The following is a 20,165-nucleotide window of genomic DNA, read 5'->3' on the forward strand; positions in this document are numbered from 1 at the left end:
CAATGAGCTTCGTGATTTCGAGCACCGACGAACTCGTCGCTGCCGAGGGGCGCGACCTGGGTGCGACCGACTGGGTCGAGGTGACGCAGGAGCGGGTGAACCGCTTCGCCGACGCGACCGACGACCACCAGTGGATCCACGTCGACCCCGAACGCGCCAAGGACGGCCCCTTCGGCGCCTGCGTCGCGCACGGCTACTTGACGCTCGCGCTCGCCAACCTGTTCCTGCCGCAGCTGATCCGCGCCGAGAACCTGAAGATGGGCGTGAACGTCGGCTGCGAGCGCGTGCGCTTCCCCGCGCCGGTCAAGGTCGGCGCGCGCATCCGCGGGCGCGGCGAGGTCCTCAAGGTCGAACGCATCCGCGACGCGATGCAATCGACCGTGCGCGTGACGATCGAGATCGAGGGCGGCGAGCGCCCGGCCTGCGTCGTCGACACCATCAGCCGCTACACCTTCGCCGACTGACCTTCCCCGACATCCTTTCCCGAATCCAGACGTAACCGGAGAACACAAGCCATGACCGAAGCAGTCATCGTATCCACCGCGCGCACTGCGCTGACCAAGTCCTTCCGCGGATCCTTCAACGACACCGAGGCCCCCGTGCTGGGCGGCCACGTCGTGCGCGCCGTGGTCGAGCGCGCAGGCATCGAGCCCGAAGCGGTCGAGGACGTGATCATGGGCGCGGCCGTGCAGCAAGGCACCCAGGCCTACAACATCGGCCGCCTGTGCGCCTACACCGGTGGCCTGCCGGACAGCGTGCCGGGCATGGCGCTCGACCGCATGTGCGCGTCGGGCCTGATGACGATCGGCGTCGCCGCCAAGAACATCCTCGCCGGCGAGATGAAGATCGCGGTGGCGGGCGGTGTCGAGTCGCTGTCGCTCACGCAGACCAAACACAAGAACACCTACCGCGCGCAGTCGGAAGCGGTGAAGGCCGTCGTGCCCGCGGCCTACATCCCGATGCTGGAGACCGCCGAGATCGTCTCCAGCCGCTACGGCATCAGCCGCACGGCGCAGGACGAGTTCTCGCTGCAGAGCCAGCAGCGCACCGCGGCGGCGCAGGCGGCGGGCCGCTTCGACGACGAGATCGTGCCGCTGGCGGCGAGGAAGCTGCTGTTCGACAAGGAAGGCAAGCCCACGGGCCATGAAGACGTGGTGGCCAGCCGCGACGAATGCAACCGCGCGTCGACGACATTGGAAGACCTCGCGAAGCTGCAGCCGGTCTTCAAGGACGGCCAGTGGGTCAGGCAGGGCGAGTTCATCACCGCCGGCAACGCGTCGCAGCTCTCCGACGGCGCCTCCGCCGCGCTCGTGATGAGCCGCGCCGAAGCCGAGCGCCGCGGCATTGCGCCGTTGGGCGCCTATCGCGGCATCGCCGTCGCCGGCTGCGCGCCCGAGGAGATGGGCATCGGGCCGGTGTTCGCGATCCCCAAGCTGCTCGACCGCTTCGGCCTGAAGGTGAGCGACATCGGCCTGTGGGAGATCAACGAAGCCTTCGCCTGCCAGGTGCTGTACAGCCGCAACAAGCTGGGCATCCCGAATGAACGGCTCAACGTCAACGGCGGCGCGATCGCCATCGGCCACCCGTTCGGCATGTCCGGCGCGCGCATGGTCGGCCATGCGCTGCTCGAAGGGCGGCGGCGCGGCGTGAAGTACGTCGTCGTGTCGATGTGCATCGGCGGCGGCATGGGGGCGGCGGGCCTGTTCGAGGTGCTGTAGGCGGCGGCTACGCCCCCCGTCGTGCGGAAGATGCTCCAAAAGATATCACTTTCGACATAGTAGTCCCCGTTTAGTCCCAACGGACGATGTGAGGGCTGGTCAAGGCGAAAAAAATGGCGACAGATGCACAAGAGCGGCAACACGACGATCGATGGCATCTACACAAGTGTTTAACCGAAACACAGAATAAAGACGCCGAATAGGCAGGAGACATAGATGATGAGAACCCGTATCTGGATACCGGTCATGGCGATAGTGGCGCTCGCGGTGACCGGGGGCCAAGCGGTGGCCAAGGTCAGCGAAGCCGAAGCAGCCCGGCTGGGCAAGGATCTGACCTGCGTCGGCGCCGAGGCGGCCGGCAACAAGGACGGCACCATTCCCGCCTTTTCCGGCAAGTGGCTGGGCACGCCTCCGGGCGTGAAATACACGCTGCACGTCGGCCAACATCCCGTGGATCCCTATCCGGACGACAAGCCGCTGTACGAGATCACCGCAGCGAACATGAGCAAGTACGCCGACAAGCTCAGTGACGGGCAGAAGGCGATGTTCAAGAAGTATCCCGACACCTTCCGGATTCCCGTCTATCAGACCCGGCGCGACTTCAGGTATCCGGATGCCATTTGTGAGCTGGCCAGGAAAAACGCGCTTGAAGCCGAACTGATCGACGATGGCCTCGGCTATACGGGCCACAAGGGACCCGTGGGCTTCCCGATTCCGAAGTCGCCGATGGAGGTTCTCGCCAACATGAACTTCCCGTACCGGGCCTTCACGGAGCACGTGGTGCGGGACATCGCGGACGTGGGGTCGGATGGCAGCATCACCTGGGGTCGGCAGCTCAACAAGAACCTGAACATCGTCTCGCAGCCCGGCGAATTGGGTAAGCCGATGGAGGGTCTGATGGCCTATTCATTGTCCGGGACGCTGTTGCCCGAGCGCGACCGCGGCAGCTTTACCGCCTCTCAGGAGCCCGTCAACTTTGCCCGTGCGAAGCGCCTTGCCTGGACCTACGACCCGGGTACGCGACGGGTGCGCCAACTGCCGACCTACGGGTTCGACACACCGATGGGCGGCACGAGCGGCAAGATGACCATCGACCAGGACCGCCTGATGAACGGTGATCCCAGCCGCTACGAATGGAAGCTGCTCGGCAAGAGGGAGATGTACATCCCCGCGAACGCATACCGTCTGCACTCCAGCAAGGTGAAGTACGCGGATCTGTTGCAGAAGGGACACGCGAACCCGGCCTATCTTCGATACGAACTCCGCCGCGTGTGGGTGCTGGAAGGCTCGCTGAAGGAAGGTTACCGCCATCTGTTCGGCAAGCGCGTGCTGTTCATCGACGAGGACAATTGGCAGGCCTCGATGGGGGACTTCTACGACCAGCGCGGAAAGCTTTGGCAGCACGGCGTCATCAACCACTTCTATGCGTTCGACCTCAACGCATGGCAGGCCGGCACCGCCTTCTATCACGACCTCGATTCAGGCGGCTACGTCGCCTTCAACCTGATCCAGGAGCGCGAAAAGTCCTGGGTCCTCAACGGCGGCGACCTCTCGCCCGACATGTACACCCCCGCTGCGCTGCGTGCGCTGGGCCAGTGATGCACTCGACATTCCGGGGAGTAGACATGATGAAATTGCACAACAAAATGAAGCCGATCGCGCTCGCTATCGTCGGCATGGGCATCGCGATTCCGGCGTCGGCCTTCGATACCGTGGAGTTCGAAAACGGGGCGACCTTTGAATCGCGCTTGACCACGACCTATACGCTGTCCACCCGCCTCGAAGGCCGCGATTCCGTGCTGACGAAGAATGCCGCGGGCAATGACGGCGACAATAATTTCGACAAGGGGGCATTGACGTCGAATCGCGTGAGTGCTTTGCTGGACACTCACTTCAAGAAGGGAAATTCCGGTTTCGTTCTGTCTGCCAGCACCTTCTACGACGACGTTTACCATCATTCCAACGACAACGACGGCACCTCGTTTCCGAACAAGATCGGCGGAGAAGCCAATCAGTTCACCAGTGAAGCCAGGCGCTACCACGGCGGTTACAGTCGCTTGCTCGACGTCTACGGTTACACCTCGTTCGACATCGGCGAGCAGGGGCGAGCGACTGTCCGTCTCGGCAAGCACGTCGTGTCATGGGGAGAAAGCCTTTTTATTCCGGGTATTTCGGGCGCTCAAGGGCCCGCGGACGGCACCAAGGCCGGCATCCCCGGCACGGAAGTAAAGGATCAGTTGCTGCCCGAGGATCAGGTTTCGGTGCTTTACGAGGTTAATGACAGGCTGTCGTTGATGGCGTACGCCCAGTACAACTGGCACAAGACGCTGATCAATGCGCCGGGTTCCTTCCTGAGCACGTCGGATGTCGTCGGGCCGGGTGCAGTTTGTATGACCCCTGGGCCGGGCCCGTGCAGGGTGCCCGGGAGGGCCGATGAGAAGCCGGGCAAAACCGGGCAATGGGGTGTTGGTGGCAAGTACCGCGTGACCGACGAAACCGAGCTGGGTCTGGTCTACTTGCGCTACCACGACCGTGTTCCGATGGTCGATGTCGACTCTCTCCTTTCGGATGGCAACGGTTTCGGTTTCAACCATCGTTACTTCAAAGACATCGAACTGATTGGAACCACATTCAGCACGACCTTCGGTGTCGCCACCCTGGGCGGCGAAATTTCCTATCGCAAGGATGCCCCTGCTCTCGTCAATACGCGTCTGGGCTCCAGCGTAATCCCCACTGCCACGACGGCAGACGTGTTGCAGACCAACGTCAATACCTTCGTCAACCTTGGGCGGACCTTCCTGGCGCCGCAGGCCAACTTCCTGGCGGAAGTGGCCTATACCGACGTGCGTAATCCCGATGCCCGTCGGGTGCCGGGCGCGACCGGCGATGTCTCGCGGACTTTCGCGCCGGGCTTCGGGGTCGTTCCCGTGCCCACGCCCTTGTCGGATTCGCTGAGCTTCGGCAGCTACGGCCTCGCCTTCGCATCGACGCTCAGTCTGACCTATCCGGGCATCCTGGAGAATTGGGAGCTCGGCGTGCCGATCAGCTACTCGCGTCAGCTGAAGGGCCGCACCCTGCAGGGCAACCTCGGCATGGGCGAGGGCGATCACCGTCTGAGCGTCGGCGCGACGATGACCTACCGCCGCAACCTGCAGATCGGCCTGACCTACCTGGGTTACTTCGGCAAGGCCAGCCTCGATCCGGTCAAGAATCGGCTATTGACCGACCGGGACCAGCTCTCGCTGGTCGTCAAGTACTCGTTCTGAGAACGCTTTTCTCGGGACACGAAACCGGGCTTCAAGCCCGGTTTCTTTCGACCGTTGTCGCCCTGTTACGGTCAGTGTAGTGCCGTGAGCGCGATCTCGCGCGCCCAGGGATAGTTGGCCTTGCCGGCGGCCGAGCGCCTGACCTCGGGCACCAGGACGATATCCTTGGGAATCTTGTAGTTCGCGATGTGCTGCTGGCACAGCGCCCGCAATTGCTGCGGGTCGAGGCACAGGCCGGGGCGGGGGGCGACCACCGCGACGACCTTCTGCCCCCAGCGCGGGTCGGGCAGGCCGACGACGAGGGCATCGAGCACGTCCGGGCTCATGCGCAGGACTTCCTCGACCTCCTCGGGGAAGACCTTTTCGCCGCCGGTGTTGATGCAGTTCGAGCCGCGGCCGAAGACGACGATCGCGCCGTCGTCGGCGACCTGCGCGGCGTCGCCGGTGAGGACGTAGCGCCGGCCTTCGATGGTGACGAAGGTCTGGGCGGTTTTTTCGGGATCGCCGTAATAGCCGAGCGGCAGGTAGCCGCTGCGCGCGAGGATACCGGGTTCGCCGGGCGCCGCGAGGCGGTTGCCGTCGACGACGACGACGAGGTCGGGCCGCGCGGCGATGCGGATCATGCCGCAGTCGGCGGGCTTGCTGCCGAGCCCGAGTTGCCCGCTTTCCGAGGAACCCAGCCCGTTGCTGAAATAGACGTTCGGGGGCAGGTAGGCCTTGAGGCCTTCCTTGAGGTGCTCGGAGAGCACCGCGCCGCCGTTGCCGAACACGAACAGGGTGGAGAGATCCCAGTGCTCCGGCTGCGCGTTGAGCGCGTCGAGGAGCGGCAGCGCCATCGCGTCGCCGACGATGGTGAGGCAATTCACCCGTTCGCCGGCGATGAGGTCGAGGATGTGCTCGGCGTCGAAATGATGCTGGTCGTTCAGCACCACGGTGTGGCCGGCCAGCAGCGACACCATCGTCGCCCAGTGCGCGGCGCCGTGCATGAGCGGCGCGACCGGCATGAAGCGCATCGGCGCACCCTTGCGGATGCGGTCGGCGAGTTGTTCCGGCGTCGCGACCGGTCCTTCGGCCGGGACGTAGGAGGCCCCGCCGCCCAGGCTGCCGAAGAAGAGGTCCTTGTGCGGCCACATCACGCCCTTGGGCTTGCCGGTGGTGCCGCCGGTGTAGAGCAGGGAGATGTCGTCGTCGCGGCACTGCACTGCGGCGAGCACCGCCGGGTCGGCGCTCAGCGTGTCGTCGTGGCGCGTCGAGCCGGCCAGCGCAGGCGTGCCCGCGCCGGTGCGCACCTTCACGCGCAGCCCGGGTGCGGCGTCGAGGGCCTCGGCGACGGCGGGTTCCAGCTCGGCGCTGTAGAACAGCGCCTTCAGCCCGGCGTTGTCGTAGAGGTAGCGCAGCTCGTCGGCAACGTAGCGGTAGTTGATGTTGGCGGGGATGGCGCGCACGCGGCAGGCGGCGAGGAAGGCTTCGAGGTATTCGGCCGAGTTGTACATCTGCAGGCCGACCACGTCGCCCGCGCCGATGCCCTGCCCGTGCAGCCAGGCGGCCAGGCGCTCGATGCGCGCGGCCATCTCCCCATAGGTGTGGCGGCTGGCGCCGATCACGAGCGCATCGCGCTCCGGTACGGTCTCGGCGGCGATCGCGAAGAGATCGGCCAGGCTGAAGGTGCGAGAGGTCATGGTGTCTCCGGTGTCATTGTTGTGGCCGACGGTCACGCGATCGCGCCGTCGGCCTTGAGTCGTGCGATCGCCTCGGCGGCCCAGCCGAGTTCGTGCAGGATGTCCGCGTTGTGCTCGCCCGGCGTGGGCGGCGGGCGGTCGAGGCTGAAGCGGTAGTTGCTCATCTTCACGGGGAAGGCGAAGTAGGGCGCGCTGCCGCCGTCCGGCAAGGAGGTCTGCACGGTCATCTCGCGGGCGGTGGTGTGCGGATGCGTCAGCACCTCGTCGATGCGCAGCACCGGGCTGACGCAGGCATCCACGCCGTCGAAGGCCGCGATCCAGTCGGCCAGCGTGCGCGCCTTGATGATCGCGGCGACCTGCGCCTTCACCGCGGGGCCGGCCTTGCCCGATGCCCAGCCGCTCCTGGCGAGTTCGGGGCAGCCTGCGGTCTGGCAGAAGTTCTGCCAGAACTTCGGCTCCAGCGCGCCGACCGCGAGATGCCGGCCATCGGACGTTTCATAGGTGCCGTAGCAGGGCAGTCCGCCGCTCAGCGTGTCGTGCCCGGCGGGGATGGGCTGCTTCCAGGTGTGCAGACCGGCGAGCGGCTGCACGTTGAGGGCCATCGCGCAATCGGTCATCGAAACGTCGATGAAGCGGCCTTCGCCGCTGCGCTGCGCGTCGAACAGCGCGGCGAGGATGGCCATCGCCGCCGAGAGGGCGCCGCCGGCGAGATCGGCGATCGGGAAGTTGCCCGGATGCGGGCTGCCCGCGGCGGGGGCGCTCTGTTCGAGGATGCCAGCGTAGCTCTGGTAGTTGATGTCGTGGCCGCCCAGCGCGGCGAGCGGACCGTTCTGCCCGTAGCCGCTGATCGCGCAGTACACGAGCCGGGTGTTGGTGGCTTTGAGCGCGTCGTAGCCGAGGCCGAGGCGCGCCATCACGCCGGGGCGGAAGCCTTCGACGAGGATGTCGGCGTCACGCACCAGCGCGAGGATCACGTCGCGCGCGCCGGGCGCCCGCAGGTCGATCGCCAGCGAGCGCTTGTTGCGATTCACGGCCTGGAAGAAATGCGAGATCGGGGTACCCAGGGGACCGCGTGCGGCCTCGCCCGGGCCCGGCGGTTCGATCTTGATCACTTCCGCGCCGAGATCCGCGAGTTGCAGCGTGCACATCGGGCCGGGCAGGAGCTGCGTGAAATCGAGGACCTTGATGCCGCTGAGGGGTTTCGTCGTCATGGGAGTCCTCTTGCGTCTCAGGCGCGATCGAGGTCGCGGAACGGCACGTTCCGATCCGTGCGCAGCTCGCCCGGCAGCCCGAGCACGCGCTCGGCGATCACGTTGCGCAGCACCTCGTCCGTGCCGCCGGCGATCCGGGCGCCGGGCGAGCCGAGCCACAGGCGCTGCAGGTAGGGCCAGTCGCCGCCCAGTGCGTCGGCACCGAGCAGCCCTTCGGTGCCGGCGAGTTCCATCGCGAAGGACGAGATGTCCTGCATCGCCTTCGCGGCGACGAGCTTGGTGACGGACATCTCGGGGCCGGGCGTCTTGCCTTTCGACAAGGCGGTCAGGCCGCGCGAGATGATGAGCGCGACGCCTTGCTGGTCGAGATAAGCATCGGCGATGCGCGCGCGCACCCGCGCGTCCTCGATCGCCGGGCGCTCGTCCCAGGTGCAGGTCCGCGCGAGGTCGATCAGGTGCTCGTGCAGGTCGGTCGGCAGATTGCCGCCCACGGACAGGCGTTCCTGCATCAGGGTGCTGAGCATCACCTTCCAGCCGCCGCCCTCCGGGCCGAGCCGGTATTGATCCGGGATCCGCACGTCGGTGAAGAACACCTCGTTGAATTCCGAGTCGCCGGACATCTGGTGGATCGGGCGGATCTCGACGCCGGGCGCCTTGAGGTCGACGATGAACATCGTCAGCCCTTCCTGCTTGGGCTTGTCCCAGTCGGTGCGGGCGAGCAGGATGCCGTAGTCGCCGAAATGCGCCGATGAGGTCCACACCTTCTGGCCATTCACGACCCATGTGTCGCCGTCCCGTACCGCGCGGGTGCGCACCGCGCCGGTGTCGGAGCCGGCGCCCGGCTCGGAGAAGAGCTGGCACCAGATCTCCTCGCCGGCCAGCCCGGGGCGCAGGAAGCGCGCCTTGAGTTCAGGCGCGGCCCAGCGCAGCACGGTGGGCAGGCCCATGCCGATGCTGACCTCGAAGATCATCTGCGGAACGAGATAGGCAGCCTCTTCCTGCTGGTAGATCACCTGCTGCATCGCGGTGCCCTCCAGACCGCCGGCTTCGCGCGGCCAAGTGATCGCGGCGTACCCGGCGGCGGCCTTCTTCGCCTGCCAGGCCTTGGCGTGGGCGAGCTTCGCGGCCTCGGCTAGACCTTCGCCGAACACTTCGTCCGCGCGCGTGCGCCGTTGTCCGTTGGCAGCCAGCCAGGCGCGCACCGCTTCGCGGAACGCGGCTTCTTCGGGAGTATCTTTGAAGTCCATGAGGGGTGCTCCGCTTATGCGGCCTCCTTGATCAGTTCATCGGCGAGGCGGGCGCGCCAGGCGTGTTCGCTGCCGATCACCTGCGCGAGGTGACGGGCGCGGCGGTAGTAGAGGTGGCAATCCATCTCCCACGTGAAACCGATGCCGCCATGCAGTTCGATGCCTTCTTCCGCAGCGAACAGGAAAGCGCGCGTCGCGGCCACGCGGGCCGCGGCGGCGGCCCGCGGCAGTTCCGGGGCATCGGAGGCGAGCGCCCAGGCGCCGTAGTAGGCGTGCGCGCGGGCGAGCTCGATGCGCGTGTAGATGTCGGCCATCTTGTGCTTGAGCGCCTGGAAGCTGCCGATCTGGCGGCCGAAAGCCTTGCGCTCGAGCGAGTAGTCGCGCGCGAGTTCGAGGATACGGGCCGCCCCCCCGACCTGCTCGAATGCCAGCAGGACGGCCGCCCCGTCGAGCACCCGGCGCGCGACGGCTGCGCCATCGGCGGCCGCCAGGCGCTCGGCCGGCGTGGCGGTGAACTCGATCTGCGCCAGCGGGCGCGTGGGGTCGACCGTCGGCAGCGCGGTGCGCTTCACGCCAGGGCCGTTGAGGTCGACCAGGATCAGATCGGCGCCGACCTGCAGGACCGCGAGCTGCGCGATGGCGCCGTCGAGCAGCACCGGGCTGGTGCCGTCGAGGCATTGGCCGTCGAAGGCGAGCGGCTTCGGCGTGCGGTAGCGTTCGCTGCCCCCGAGGGCCGCGGTGGCGATCACCTCGCCCTGCGCGATGCCGGGCAGCCAGCGCTGTTTTTGCGCGTCGTTGCCGGCGCGCAGCAAGGCCTCGGTGGCGAGGTAGATGCTCGACGACAGCGGCACGGCGGCGAGGTGGCGGCCGGCTTCCTCCGCCACCAGGCACAGTTCCAGGTACCCGAGCCCGGCGCCGCCGTAGGCCTCGGGGAGCGCCGCGGTGGCCGCGCCCATCTCGTTGAGGTTGCGCCAGACCTTCGCGCAGTGGCTCGCGCGACCCTCCAGCACCTCGCGCACCGCCTGCGAGGTGCTGTTCTCGGCGAGCATGCTGCGGACCGCGTCCTGCAGCAGGCGCTGGTCGTCGGAAAAATCGAAATTCACGGTGTGCTCCTATCAGGGCGGCAACCAAATGCCTCCGTTCGCCCTGAGCCTGTCGAAGGGCAGTGCCCAGGCTTCGACAGGCTCAGCCCGAACGGTATTTGTCCGCCGGGTGAATAGTCATGGACGGTGTACACGGCGGCGACCGTCAGCGCGCCGCCGCGGGCGGGGTCACGCGCTTCGGGCCGTAGAAGGTCCGGCCTTCCGCGGCCATGTCGCGCAGCAGCTTCGGGGCGGCGTACTGGTCGCCATAGCGCGCCGCGAGGCGGTCGCACTCGGCGACGACCTGCGCGATGCCGACGGTGTCCATCATCGAGAACGGTCCGCCGAGGTAGGCCGGGAAGCCGACGCCGAGGATCGCGCCGATGTCGCCGTCAGCCGGGTCGATCACGATGCCCTCGGCCATCGCCTTGGCGGCGTCGACCAGCTGCGCGTACAGCATGCGCGCCTTCACCTCCTCGACCGTCGGTTGCTCGGGGAGCGGCGGGAAGAGCTCGGCGAGGCCGGGCCACAGCTGCTTGCTACCGTCCGCGGCATAGTCGAAGAAGCCCTTGCCGTTCTTGCGCCCGTGCCGCCCGAGTTCGCCGACCAGCATCTCGACTAGGCGGAAGGTGGGCGTTTCCCTGAAGGCCGCGCCTTCGTCCTTCTTGCGTTGCTGGCTGGCGTGATAGGCGGTGTCGAGCCCGATCTCGTCGGACACCGTGAGCGGCCCGACCGGGATGCCGGCCATCTTCGCGGCGTTCTCGATCAGCGCCGGATTCACTCCTTCGGTGACCATCGCGAGGCTCTCGTTGACGTAGGCGCCGATGAAGCGGCTGGTGAAGAAGCCCGGTCCGTCATTCACGACGATGGGGGTCTTCTTCATCGCCTGCACGAGGTCCAGCGCACGCGCCAGCGTTTCGGGCGAGGTCTTGCGCCCGCGGATGATCTCCACGAGCGGCATGCGCTCGACCGGCGAGAAGAAGTGCATGCCGATGAAGTTCTGCGGCCGTTCGCCGGCCCCGGCCAGCTCGGTGATCGGCAGGCCCGAAGTGTTCGACGCGATCACCGCATCCTTCGGCAGCACGGCCTCCAGCCTGCGCGTCACGTCGGCCTTGATCGCACGGTCCTCGAAGACGGCCTCGACGACCAGCTCGACGTCGGCGAGGCCGGCATAGTCGGTGGTCGCATGGATGCGCGCGAGGATCGCGTCGGCCTTCTCCTGCGTCATGCGCCCCTTCGCGATGTCCTTTTCGAGGCGCTTCACGGAGTAGGCCTTGCCCTTGTCGGCGCCGGCCTGGTCACGGTCGATGAGCACGGTTTCGATGCCGAGCTTTGCGCAGTGGTAGGCTATGCCCGCCCCCATGAGGCCCGCCCCGACGACCCCGATCTTGCGGAACGTGGTCTTCGGGATGCCTTCCGGGCGGTGCATCAGCTTGTCCGCCTTGCCCTTGTTGATGAACAGGGTGCGGATCATGTTGCGCGACACGGGGTCGAGCTGGAGCTGCGTGAAATACTTGGCCTCGACCTCCAGCGCCTTGTCCATCGGCAGCTGTGGCCCTTCGTACAGGCAGGAGAGGATGGCCTTCGGCGCGGGCAGGTTGTGGAAGGTCCTGGCCTGCAGCATCGCGTTGCTCACGACCAGCATCTGCGCGACCGCGGGCGACATCGGACCCGCGCCGCCGGGCACCTTGTAGCCCTTCTTGTCCCACGGCTGCACCGCGTCGCCTTCTTCGACGAGCCAGCGCCGCGCTTCGGCCAGCAACTGGTCGGCCGGCACGATCTTGTGGATCAGGCCCATCCTGAGCGCCTTCTCTGCGCTCAGCGCCTGACCTTCGACGAGAACCGGCATCGAGGCCTGGATGCCGATCAGGCGCGACACGCGCTGGGTCCCGCCGCCGCCGGGCAGCAGGCCGACCTGGACCTCGGGCAGGCCGAGCTGGATGCCCTGGGTGTCGGCCGCGACGCGATAGTGGCAGGCGAGCGCGATCTCCGTGCCGCCGCCCAAGGCCGTGCCGTTGATCGCGCAGGCCACCGGCTTGCCGCAGGTTTCCATGCGGCGCAGCAGCTTCGACAGCGAGGCGTTGCGTGCCAGGCGCTCCGCGACCGGCGTGTCCTGCACTTCGAGCGAGGCCTCGATCCCCTTCAGATCCGCGCCGGCGGCAAACACCGGCTTGCCCGAGGTGAAGATCGCGCCCTTGATGCTATCGTCGCTGACGAGACGCTCGACCGCCGCCTCCATCTCGTCCATGAACTTCATGTCCATGGTGTTCATGGTGCTGTCGGTGCGGTCGAAGAGGAGGGTGGCGATGCCGTCGGCGTCCACCGAGATATGGATGACTTCAGTCATGATTGGGTCGATTCCTTGAATTTTTCGGTGTGCTGCGGATCACTCCCTCCCCTTCAAGGGGAGGGTTGGGGTGGGGATGGGTTAAACAGCCGCTGCAGAAACCCATCCCCCTCCTAACCGGTAGTCTCGGCTGCGCCTCGCCGCTCCACAGGCGGCGAGCAGTGCTCGCCGAAACCTCGGTTCCGCCCCCCTTGAAGGGGGAGGAATGCAGTGACCGAGCAGATGTCATATTCCTGATTGCCCGGTTTCAGACGAGCTCGATGACGGTGGCCGTGCCCATGCCGGCCGCCTCGCACAGCGTGACGAGGCCGGTGCCGACCTGGCGGCGTTCCATTTCGTCGAGGAGGGTGCCGAGGATCATGGCGCCGGTCGCGCCCAGCGGATGCCCCATGGCGATCGCGCCGCCATTGACGTTGATGCGGTCATGCGGCACGTCGAGACGCTCCATCAGGCACAGCACGACCGAGGAGAAAGCTTCGTTGAGTTCCCACAGGCCGATGTCGGATGCGTTCATGCCGGCCTTGCGCACGGCTTTCTGCGCCGCGTAACTCGGCGCGTCGAGCATCAGCGTCGGCTCCGAGCCGACCGTCGCCACCGAGCGGATGCGCGCGCGCGGCTTGAGCCCGGTGCGTTCACCAATCTCGCGGTTGCCGACCAGCACCGCCGCGGCGCCGTCGACGATGCCGGAGCTGTTGCCGGCGTGGTGCATGTGCCGTATCGCTTCGAGCTGCGGGTATTTCAGCAACGCCACGCCGTCGAAGCCGTACTGCGTGCCCATCTCCAAGAAGGCGGGCTTCAGCGCGGCGAGCGATGCTAGCGTCGTATCCGGGCGGATCGCCTCGTCCTGAGCCAGTACGGGCAGCCCGAGCACGTCCTTCACGGGCACTACCGAGCGCGCGAACCAGCCGTTGGCCCACGCCCGGGCGGCGCGCCGCTGGCTCTCCACGGCATAGGCATCGCACTGTTCGCGGGTGAAGCCGTGCAGGGTCGCGAGGAGGTCGGCGCTCACGCCCTGCATCGTGAAATACATCTTGAAGGCCACCTGCGGATCGAGCGCCATCGCGCCGCCGTCGCTGCCCATCGGCACGCGCGACATGCTCTCCACGCCACCGCCGATGGCGAGGTCGACCTGGCCGCTCGCGACCTTGGCCGCCGCGAAGTTCACCGCCTCCAGGCCGGATCCGCAGTAGCGGTTGACCTGCACGCCCGGCACGCTGTCATCGAAGCCGGCGACCAGCGCGGCGACGCGGGCAATGTTCCCGCCCTGTTCGCCGACCGGGCACACGCAGCCGAGGAACACGTCCTCGACCAGTGTCGAATCGAGCTGGTTGCGATCGCGCACCGCCTGCAGCATCTGCGCGGCGAGCTGCACCGGGGTGATCTCGGCAAGCGCCCCGTCGGCCTTGCCCTTGCCGCGCGGCGTGCGCACGTGGTCGTAGATGAAGACGTCCGTCATGACAGTCCCTTATTCCGTTCGTGAGTCGAAAACACTCGCCTGTCGCCACCATGCCGACGCCGCGTATTGCATGCGGGCGGGACTTGGGACAGGAGCTTGGAAGCCATCGTAGGGCAGGTGCCGGTGTGCGACGGAAATCTGAGCGTTAAGCCGAACAACGCTCGGCTATACTTCGTAAGTATCGAAAAAATAATGTGATTGGTGCGATGCGGAAAACCGAACAAACTCCGCGCCGCGCATCGGCGGGGAGACGGGGGGCGATGGGCAAGGCGGCAGCGCGCGGGGCAGCGCAGGCGACAAGCGAAGGCATGAAACAGCGGGCGATCCCGTCACAGGCGCGCGCGCGCTTCACGGTCGAGACCATTCTCGAAGCCGCGAGCGAGATCCTGCGCGTGGAGGGCGTCGATGCCGTGACCACGCGCAAGATCGCGGCGCGGGCGGGCGTGTCCGTCGGCGCCGTGTACCAGTACTTCCCCGACAAGGAAGCGATCCTCATCGAGATCAGCAAACGCATCATGGACGAGGAGTCGGAGGCCGCCTCGCCGGAACTCTTCCGGCTGCACCGCAAGTCCCTCGACGAGATGCTGCAGGCGCTGTTCCGCAACACGGTGCGCACCGAGACGCGGCTCTATTCGCTGGGGCGCGACTACTACCGCCGCTACGCGCGCCAGATGCAGTTCGGCCGCGCGCAAGGCCTCGGCCGCGGGCCGCGCACCTCCGAGCAACTCGTCGCGAACATGGAAATGCTGCTCAAGCAGCACGCCGACGTGGTCGGCGAGCCCGACATCCAACTCGCGTCCTTCATGCTCGTGCGCGGCATGCGCACCCTCCTCGCGACCCTCGTCGAGGAACGCCCGGAACTGCTGCAATCGCCGTCGCTGGTGCCGATGATGGTGCGGATTGCGCGGGCGATCAACGATTCGCGCGACGGGGCAGGGGAGTCCGTGGGGCAGGAACATCTGCCACATTCAGGTAGCTGAAACTCGTCCGGATTCCGTCGCGTCGGCCTGCTTACCCCTTCCTCATATATCATCGCAAGCTATTGACGCGGCAAACAGTTTAGCGATGACCGAAAACCAGACCCCCGAACAGAAAGCCCGCGACAACATCGACGCGCTGCTCGCGCAGGCGGGCTGGATCGTTCAGTCGGCAAAGAAGATCGACCTCAACGTCGGCCAGGGGCAGGCCGTGCGCGAATACCAGACTGACGTTGGCCCGGCCGACTACGTGTTGTTCGTCGACAAAAAGGCGGTTGGGGTCATCGAAGCCAAGAAGGAGGAACTCGGCCACAAGATTACCGAGGTAGAGGAGCAAACCGAGGGCTACTCCGTCGCCAAGCTGAAATGGGTCAACAACAAGGAGCCGTTGCCCTTCCTCTACGAGAGCACCGGCATCATCACCCGCTTCACCGACGTGCGCGACCCCAAACCCCGCTCCCGCGAGGTGTTCAATTTCCACCGTCCGGAAACCCTCAAGGAGTGGCTATCCCAAGGTGCGAGCCTGCGCCAGCGCTTGCAGCACATTCCTGAACTCAATCCGGAGCACCGACCTGCGCAGGAACTGCGCCTGCGCGACTGTCAGGAAACCGCGATCACCAACCTAGAAGCCTCCTTCAAGGCCGACCGACCGCGCGCGCTGATCCAGATGGCCACCGGCGCCGGCAAGACCTACACCGCGATCACCTCGATCTACCGGCTGCTCAAGCACGCGCAAGGCAAACGCATCCTGTTTCTCGTCGACACCCGGAACCTCGGCGAACAGGCCGAGCAGGAGATGATGTCCTACGTGCCGCTCGACGATAACCGCAAGTTCACCGAGCTCTATAACGTCCAGAGGCTGAAGTCCTCCTATGTGGCCAAGGACAGCCAGGTCTGCATCAGCACCATCCAGCGCCTGTATTCCATCCTCAAGGGCAGCGAGCTCGACGAAGCCGCCGAGGAGACGAACCCGGCCGAGCTGCTGCAACCGAAGGCGCCGCTGCCCGTCGTGTACAACGAAAAGATCCCGCCGGAGTTCTTCGACTTCATCTACATCGACGAGTGCCACCGCTCGATCTACAACCTCTGGCAGCAGGTGCTCGATTACTTCGACGCCAGCCTTATCGGCCTCACCGCGACGCCCGACAACCGCACCTACGGCTTCTTCAGGAAGAACGTGGTCAGCGACTACAGTCACGAAAAAGCCGTCGCCGACGGCGTGAACGTCGGCAATGAAATCTACGTCATCGAAACGCAGATCACCCAGGCCGGTGCCCAGATCAGCGCCCAGCAGCAGGTCGAGCGCCGCGAAAAGCTGACCCGCAAGAAACGCTGGGAAATGCAGGACGAAAACGAGGCCTATTCGGCCACCCAGCTCGACCGCAAGATCGTCAACCCGGACCAGATCCGCACCGTCATCCGCACGTTCCGCGACCAGTTGCCTGAGATTTTCCCCGGCCGCCAGGAAGTGCCGAAGACGCTGATCTTCGCCAAGACCGACAGCCACGCCGACGACATCATCCAGACCGTGCGCGAGGAATTCGGCGAGGGCAACGCCTTCTGCAAGAAGCTCACCTACAAGATCGACGAAGACCCCAAGTCGGTGCTCGCCCAGTTCCGCAACGATTATTACCCGCGCATCGCCGTCACCGTGGACATGATCGCCACCGGCACCGACGTCAAGTCGCTCGAATGCCTGCTGTTCATGCGCGACGTGAAGAGCCGCAACTACTTCGAGCAGATGAAGGGGCGCGGCACGCGCACGCTGGACCTCGACGAGCTGCGCAAGGTCACGCCCTCGGCCGTCAGCGCCAAGACGCACTACGTGATCGTCGACGCGATCGGCGTCACCAAGTCGCTCAAGACCGCGAGCCAGCCGCTGATCACCAAACCCTCGGTGCCGCTCAAGGACCTGGCGATGGCGGTGATGATGGGCGCGAGCGACGAAGACACGGTGTCCTCGCTCGCGGGCCGGCTCGCGCGCCTCAACAAGCAGCTCGACACCGATGACCAGCGCCGCATCCGCGATGCCGCCGGCGGCCTTACGCTGACCCAGCTCGTCGGCCAGCTTTTCGCCGCCATCGACGCCGACGACGTCGAGGCGAAGGCGCTGCAACTCGCCGGCCAGCCGCTTGGCAGCGACCCCGGCGATGCCAAACGCCAGCAGGCGCAGGAGCAGCTCGTGCAAGCCGCCGCCGGCGTTTTCAATGGCGAACTGGTCGAACTCATCGACGCCATCCGGCGCGACAAGGAACAGACCATCGACCACGACAACCTCGACACCGTGCTGCGCGCCGAGTGGGACAAGAACGCCGCGAGTAACGCGCAGGCGCTGGCGAATGAATTTGGCGAGTACCTGAACGCGCACCGCGACAGCATCACCGCCCTCACCATCTTCTTCAGCCAACCGTACCGCCGGCGCGAACTCAGCTTCGAGCTGATCCGCCAGGTACTCGACAAGCTGCGCGCCGATAAACCCCAGCTTGCTCCCTTGCGTGTCTGGCAGGCCTACCGCCAGCTCGACGACTACAAGGGCGAGCAGCCGGTCAGCGAACTCTCGGCGCTGGTCGCGCTGATCCGCCGCGTCTGCGGCATGGACGACCAGCTCTCGACCTTCGACGACACGGTGCGCCGCAATTTCCAGAACTGGATCATGAAACAGCATTCGGGCGGCAGCGAAAAGTTCAACGAAGAGCAGATGGCTTGGTTGCGCATGGTCCGCGACCACGTCGCGAGCTCCTTCCACATCGCGCGCGACGACCTCGACATGTCGCCGTTCGACGGCCAGGGCGGCCTGGGCCGGATGTTCCAGCTCTTCGGCGCGCGCATGGACCCGCTGCTCGACGAGTTGAACGACGTGCTGGTCGCCTGAGGAATTGCGCCAATAGTCTGGCGCGATTCGATTTTGCGCGCCAAAACGGACGGTGCGATCTATCCGCCGCTACTATGCACATAGTGCAAATATACCGAGCGCCCGAGATGACCCAACTTCATTGCTACGTCCCCGATGACGTCGCCGAAAAGGCCCAGCGCAAGGCCAAGGCCGCCGGCATGAGCGTGTCGCGTTACCTCGCCGAACTGGTCAAGCGCGACACCGGCGCCAGCGAAGGGTGGCCGGACGGCTATTTCGACCTGTTCGGAAAATGGGAAGGCGCCCCCCTGGAACGTCCACCGCAGGGACAGTTCGAAGAGCGGCCGGAGCTCGAATGATTTACCTGCTCGATACCAACGTCTGCATCCATCTTCTGAACGAGCGGAGCGCCAGCATCCAGAACCACTTCCGCGCACATGCGTCGGCCGACATCGCGCTGTGCAGCGTCGTCAAGGCCGAACTCCTCCACGGCGCCCGGCGCAGTCAGCGCATGGAAGCCAATCTGCTCCTTCTCGAGGCGTTTTTCGCTCCTCTGCAGAGCCTGCCTTTCGATGATGCCTGTGCCGAACACTACGGCCGCATTCGTGCCGACCGGTCGGGCCAGGGGCGAGCGATCGGCCCGAACGATCTGCTGATCGCCGCCATCGCCCGCGCCCACGATGCGACGCTGGTCACGCATAACACCGGAGAGTTCGGTTGGGTGCCGGGACTGCGGCTGGAAGATTGGGACGTGGCGTGATGGGCGGGAAAGTAGAAGAATTGCCGGATGGTTGGGCAGTGGTCGAAGTTTCGAGCGTTTGTCTCGTCAATCCAACGGTCGACAAGGCAGCGTTTTCGGACGATCTTGAAATATCCTTTGTGCCAATGTCCGCCGTCGAAGCCGGATCGGGCGGCATCGACGTCACCGCCATCCGAAAATTCGCCGACGTGAAAAAGGGGTACACGCCCTTCCGCGAAGGCGATGTCCTGTTCGCCAAGATCACGCCCTGCATGGAAAACGGCAAGATGGCCGTCGTGCCGGCGCTGCGGAATGGGCTGGGTTTCGGGTCGACCGAATTTCACGTGCTGCGTGCCCATCCGGGTATCAGCTCCGCCTATCTCTACTACTACGTTTCATCGCAGAGCTTTCGCCGTGCGGCTGAGCACAACATGTCCGGGGCTGTGGGGCAGCGGCGTGTCACGACACCTTACCTGAGTGCCTGCAAACTCCCGCTCCCGCCCGCAAGGGAACAACACCGCATCGTCGCCAAGATTGAGGAACTGTTCTCCGAACTGGACAAGGGCATCGAAAGCCTGAAGACGGCCCAGGCGCAGCTCAAGGTCTATCGCCAGTCCCTGCTCAAACACGCCTTCGAGGGCAAGCTCACCGCCCAATGGCGCGCCGACAATCGGGACCAACTCGAAACCGCCGACGCCCTGCTGAAGCGCATCCAGCAAGAGCGCGCCGAGCGCTACCGGCAGCAGCTCGCCGACTGGGAGGCCGGCGGCAAGCAAGGTAGCAAACCCAAAGCGCCGAAAGCGATTCCACCTTTGTCTGATGACGAATTGGGTGAATTGCCCGTACTGCCGCTGGAATGGAATTACGTTCGAGCAGAGGAAATTGCTGGCTTCATCACGAAAGGCACAACGCCAAGCAAAGAACTGCTTTTCTTCGGTGACGGCGACATCCCTTTCATCAAGGTCTACAACCTGACGAGGACCGGGTTTCTAGATTTTTCGGTCGATCCTACGTTTGTCAGCGCGGAAACACATCGCAATTTTTTAGCGCGCTCAATGGTGTTTCCGGGTGACGTTTTAATGAACATTGTTGGCCCCCCGCTCGGCAAAGTTTCGATCGTTCCAAGTACATATCCCGAATGGAATATCAATCAGGCGATCGCTATTTTCAGAACCCATTTCGTCTCCAATAGATTCCTCGCCGCATATCTGGCCTACGATGCAACAGTACGAGCCATGATGAAGAAGTCGAAAGCTACTGCCGGACAATTCAATCTCACACTGGAAATTTGTAGAGATGCCCCTATTCCTCTCTGCTCTTTGGCAGAGCAAAAGGAAATCGAACTCCTGCTCGAAGTCAAGCTCTCAGAAGTCGACCAGCTCGACCAAACCATCGCCACCTCCCTGCAACAAGCCGAAGTCCTGCGCCAGTCCATCCTGAAAAAGGCCTTCTCCGGCCAACTAGTGCCGCAGGACCCGCAGGACGAACCCGCCTCGGTGCTGCTCGAACGCATCCGTGCAGAAAAGTCGAATGACATGAAGCCTCGCAAACGGGAAAAATCCCGCTAGAATAGCTGTACGGATATACAGCTA

General features: G+C 65.3%; 15 protein-coding genes. 9 read left to right on the forward strand and 6 right to left on the reverse strand.

What is annotated here, in order from left to right:
• The first annotated feature begins 2 nt into the window (after nt 1-2).
• From CDA09_RS09465 to CDA09_RS09480, 4 genes are all read left to right on the forward strand, one after another.
• Nucleotides 3-464, forward strand: a complete 462-nt coding sequence (locus CDA09_RS09465) for a MaoC family dehydratase (RefSeq protein ID WP_121428392.1) — start codon at nt 3-5, stop codon at nt 462-464.
• Nucleotides 465-515: 51 nt separating this feature from the next.
• Nucleotides 516-1,718, forward strand: a complete 1,203-nt coding sequence (locus CDA09_RS09470) for an acetyl-CoA C-acyltransferase (protein WP_121428393.1) — start codon at nt 516-518, stop codon at nt 1,716-1,718.
• A 216-nt stretch (nt 1,719-1,934) separates the two neighbouring features.
• Nucleotides 1,935-3,317, forward strand: a complete 1,383-nt coding sequence (locus tag CDA09_RS09475; protein ID WP_121428394.1) for a DUF1329 domain-containing protein — start codon at nt 1,935-1,937, stop codon at nt 3,315-3,317.
• A gap of 26 nt (nt 3,318-3,343) precedes the next feature.
• Nucleotides 3,344-4,984, forward strand: coding sequence for a DUF1302 domain-containing protein (locus CDA09_RS09480; RefSeq protein WP_353616642.1), 1,641 nt, complete (start codon nt 3,344-3,346; stop codon nt 4,982-4,984).
• Nucleotides 4,985-5,055: 71 nt separating this feature from the next.
• On the opposite strand, the gene CDA09_RS09485 is transcribed toward CDA09_RS09480, so the two are convergent.
• The 6 genes from CDA09_RS09485 to CDA09_RS09510 form a co-directional block, all read right to left on the reverse strand.
• On the reverse strand, nt 5,056-6,663 hold the full coding sequence (locus CDA09_RS09485) for an AMP-binding protein (protein WP_121428395.1): 1,608 nt from the start codon (nt 6,661-6,663) through the stop codon (nt 5,056-5,058).
• A 32-nt stretch (nt 6,664-6,695) separates the two neighbouring features.
• The gene (locus CDA09_RS09490) at nt 6,696-7,874 is read right to left on the reverse strand and encodes a CaiB/BaiF CoA transferase family protein (protein WP_121428396.1); all 1,179 of its coding nucleotides are present in this window, start codon (nt 7,872-7,874) and stop codon (nt 6,696-6,698) included.
• 17 nt (nt 7,875-7,891) lie between these two features.
• Entirely contained in the window at nt 7,892-9,121 is a 1,230-nt protein-coding gene (locus tag CDA09_RS09495) for an acyl-CoA dehydrogenase family protein (RefSeq protein ID WP_121428397.1), read from the reverse strand.
• Nucleotides 9,122-9,135: 14 nt separating this feature from the next.
• Complete coding sequence (locus CDA09_RS09500; RefSeq protein ID WP_121428398.1) at nt 9,136-10,224, reverse strand: acyl-CoA dehydrogenase family protein; 1,089 nt, start codon at nt 10,222-10,224, stop codon at nt 9,136-9,138.
• Between the two features lie 145 nt (nt 10,225-10,369).
• Complete coding sequence (locus tag CDA09_RS09505) at nt 10,370-12,550, reverse strand: 3-hydroxyacyl-CoA dehydrogenase NAD-binding domain-containing protein (protein WP_121428399.1); 2,181 nt, start codon at nt 12,548-12,550, stop codon at nt 10,370-10,372.
• Nucleotides 12,551-12,797: 247 nt separating this feature from the next.
• Nucleotides 12,798-14,006 carry an acetyl-CoA C-acetyltransferase gene (locus tag CDA09_RS09510; RefSeq protein WP_121428400.1) on the reverse strand — a complete coding sequence of 403 codons (1,209 nt, stop codon included), beginning with the start codon at nt 14,004-14,006 and terminating at the stop codon, nt 12,798-12,800.
• A 308-nt stretch (nt 14,007-14,314) separates the two neighbouring features.
• Here CDA09_RS09510 and CDA09_RS09515 point away from each other — a divergent pair, with 308 nt between their 5' ends.
• The 5 genes from CDA09_RS09515 (at nt 14,315) to CDA09_RS09535 (ending at nt 20,141) form a co-directional block, all read left to right on the forward strand.
• Nucleotides 14,315-14,986: a TetR/AcrR family transcriptional regulator gene (locus tag CDA09_RS09515; protein ID WP_286164445.1), complete on the forward strand. Its 672-nt coding sequence runs from the start codon at nt 14,315-14,317 to the stop codon at nt 14,984-14,986.
• Between the two features lie 85 nt (nt 14,987-15,071).
• Nucleotides 15,072-17,855 (forward strand): type I restriction endonuclease subunit R, encoded by a 2,784-nt coding sequence (locus tag CDA09_RS09520; RefSeq protein WP_121428402.1) that lies wholly within the window; start codon nt 15,072-15,074, stop codon nt 17,853-17,855.
• A 107-nt stretch (nt 17,856-17,962) separates the two neighbouring features.
• Complete coding sequence (locus tag CDA09_RS09525) at nt 17,963-18,193, forward strand: hypothetical protein (protein ID WP_121428403.1); 231 nt, start codon at nt 17,963-17,965, stop codon at nt 18,191-18,193.
• Nucleotides 18,190-18,594, forward strand: a complete 405-nt coding sequence (vapC, locus tag CDA09_RS09530; protein WP_174718427.1) for a type II toxin-antitoxin system tRNA(fMet)-specific endonuclease VapC — start codon at nt 18,190-18,192, stop codon at nt 18,592-18,594. Before CDA09_RS09525 ends, vapC begins: the two co-directional genes overlap by 4 nt.
• Nucleotides 18,594-20,141 carry a restriction endonuclease subunit S gene (locus tag CDA09_RS09535; RefSeq protein WP_121428404.1) on the forward strand — a complete coding sequence of 516 codons (1,548 nt, stop codon included), beginning with the start codon at nt 18,594-18,596 and terminating at the stop codon, nt 20,139-20,141. The genes vapC and CDA09_RS09535 overlap by 1 nt, the downstream gene beginning before the upstream one ends.
• Nucleotides 20,142-20,165: the final 24 nt, after the last annotated feature.

The sequence above is a fragment of the Azoarcus sp. DN11 genome, from assembly GCF_003628555.1.
GTDB lineage: Bacteria > Pseudomonadota > Gammaproteobacteria > Burkholderiales > Rhodocyclaceae > Aromatoleum.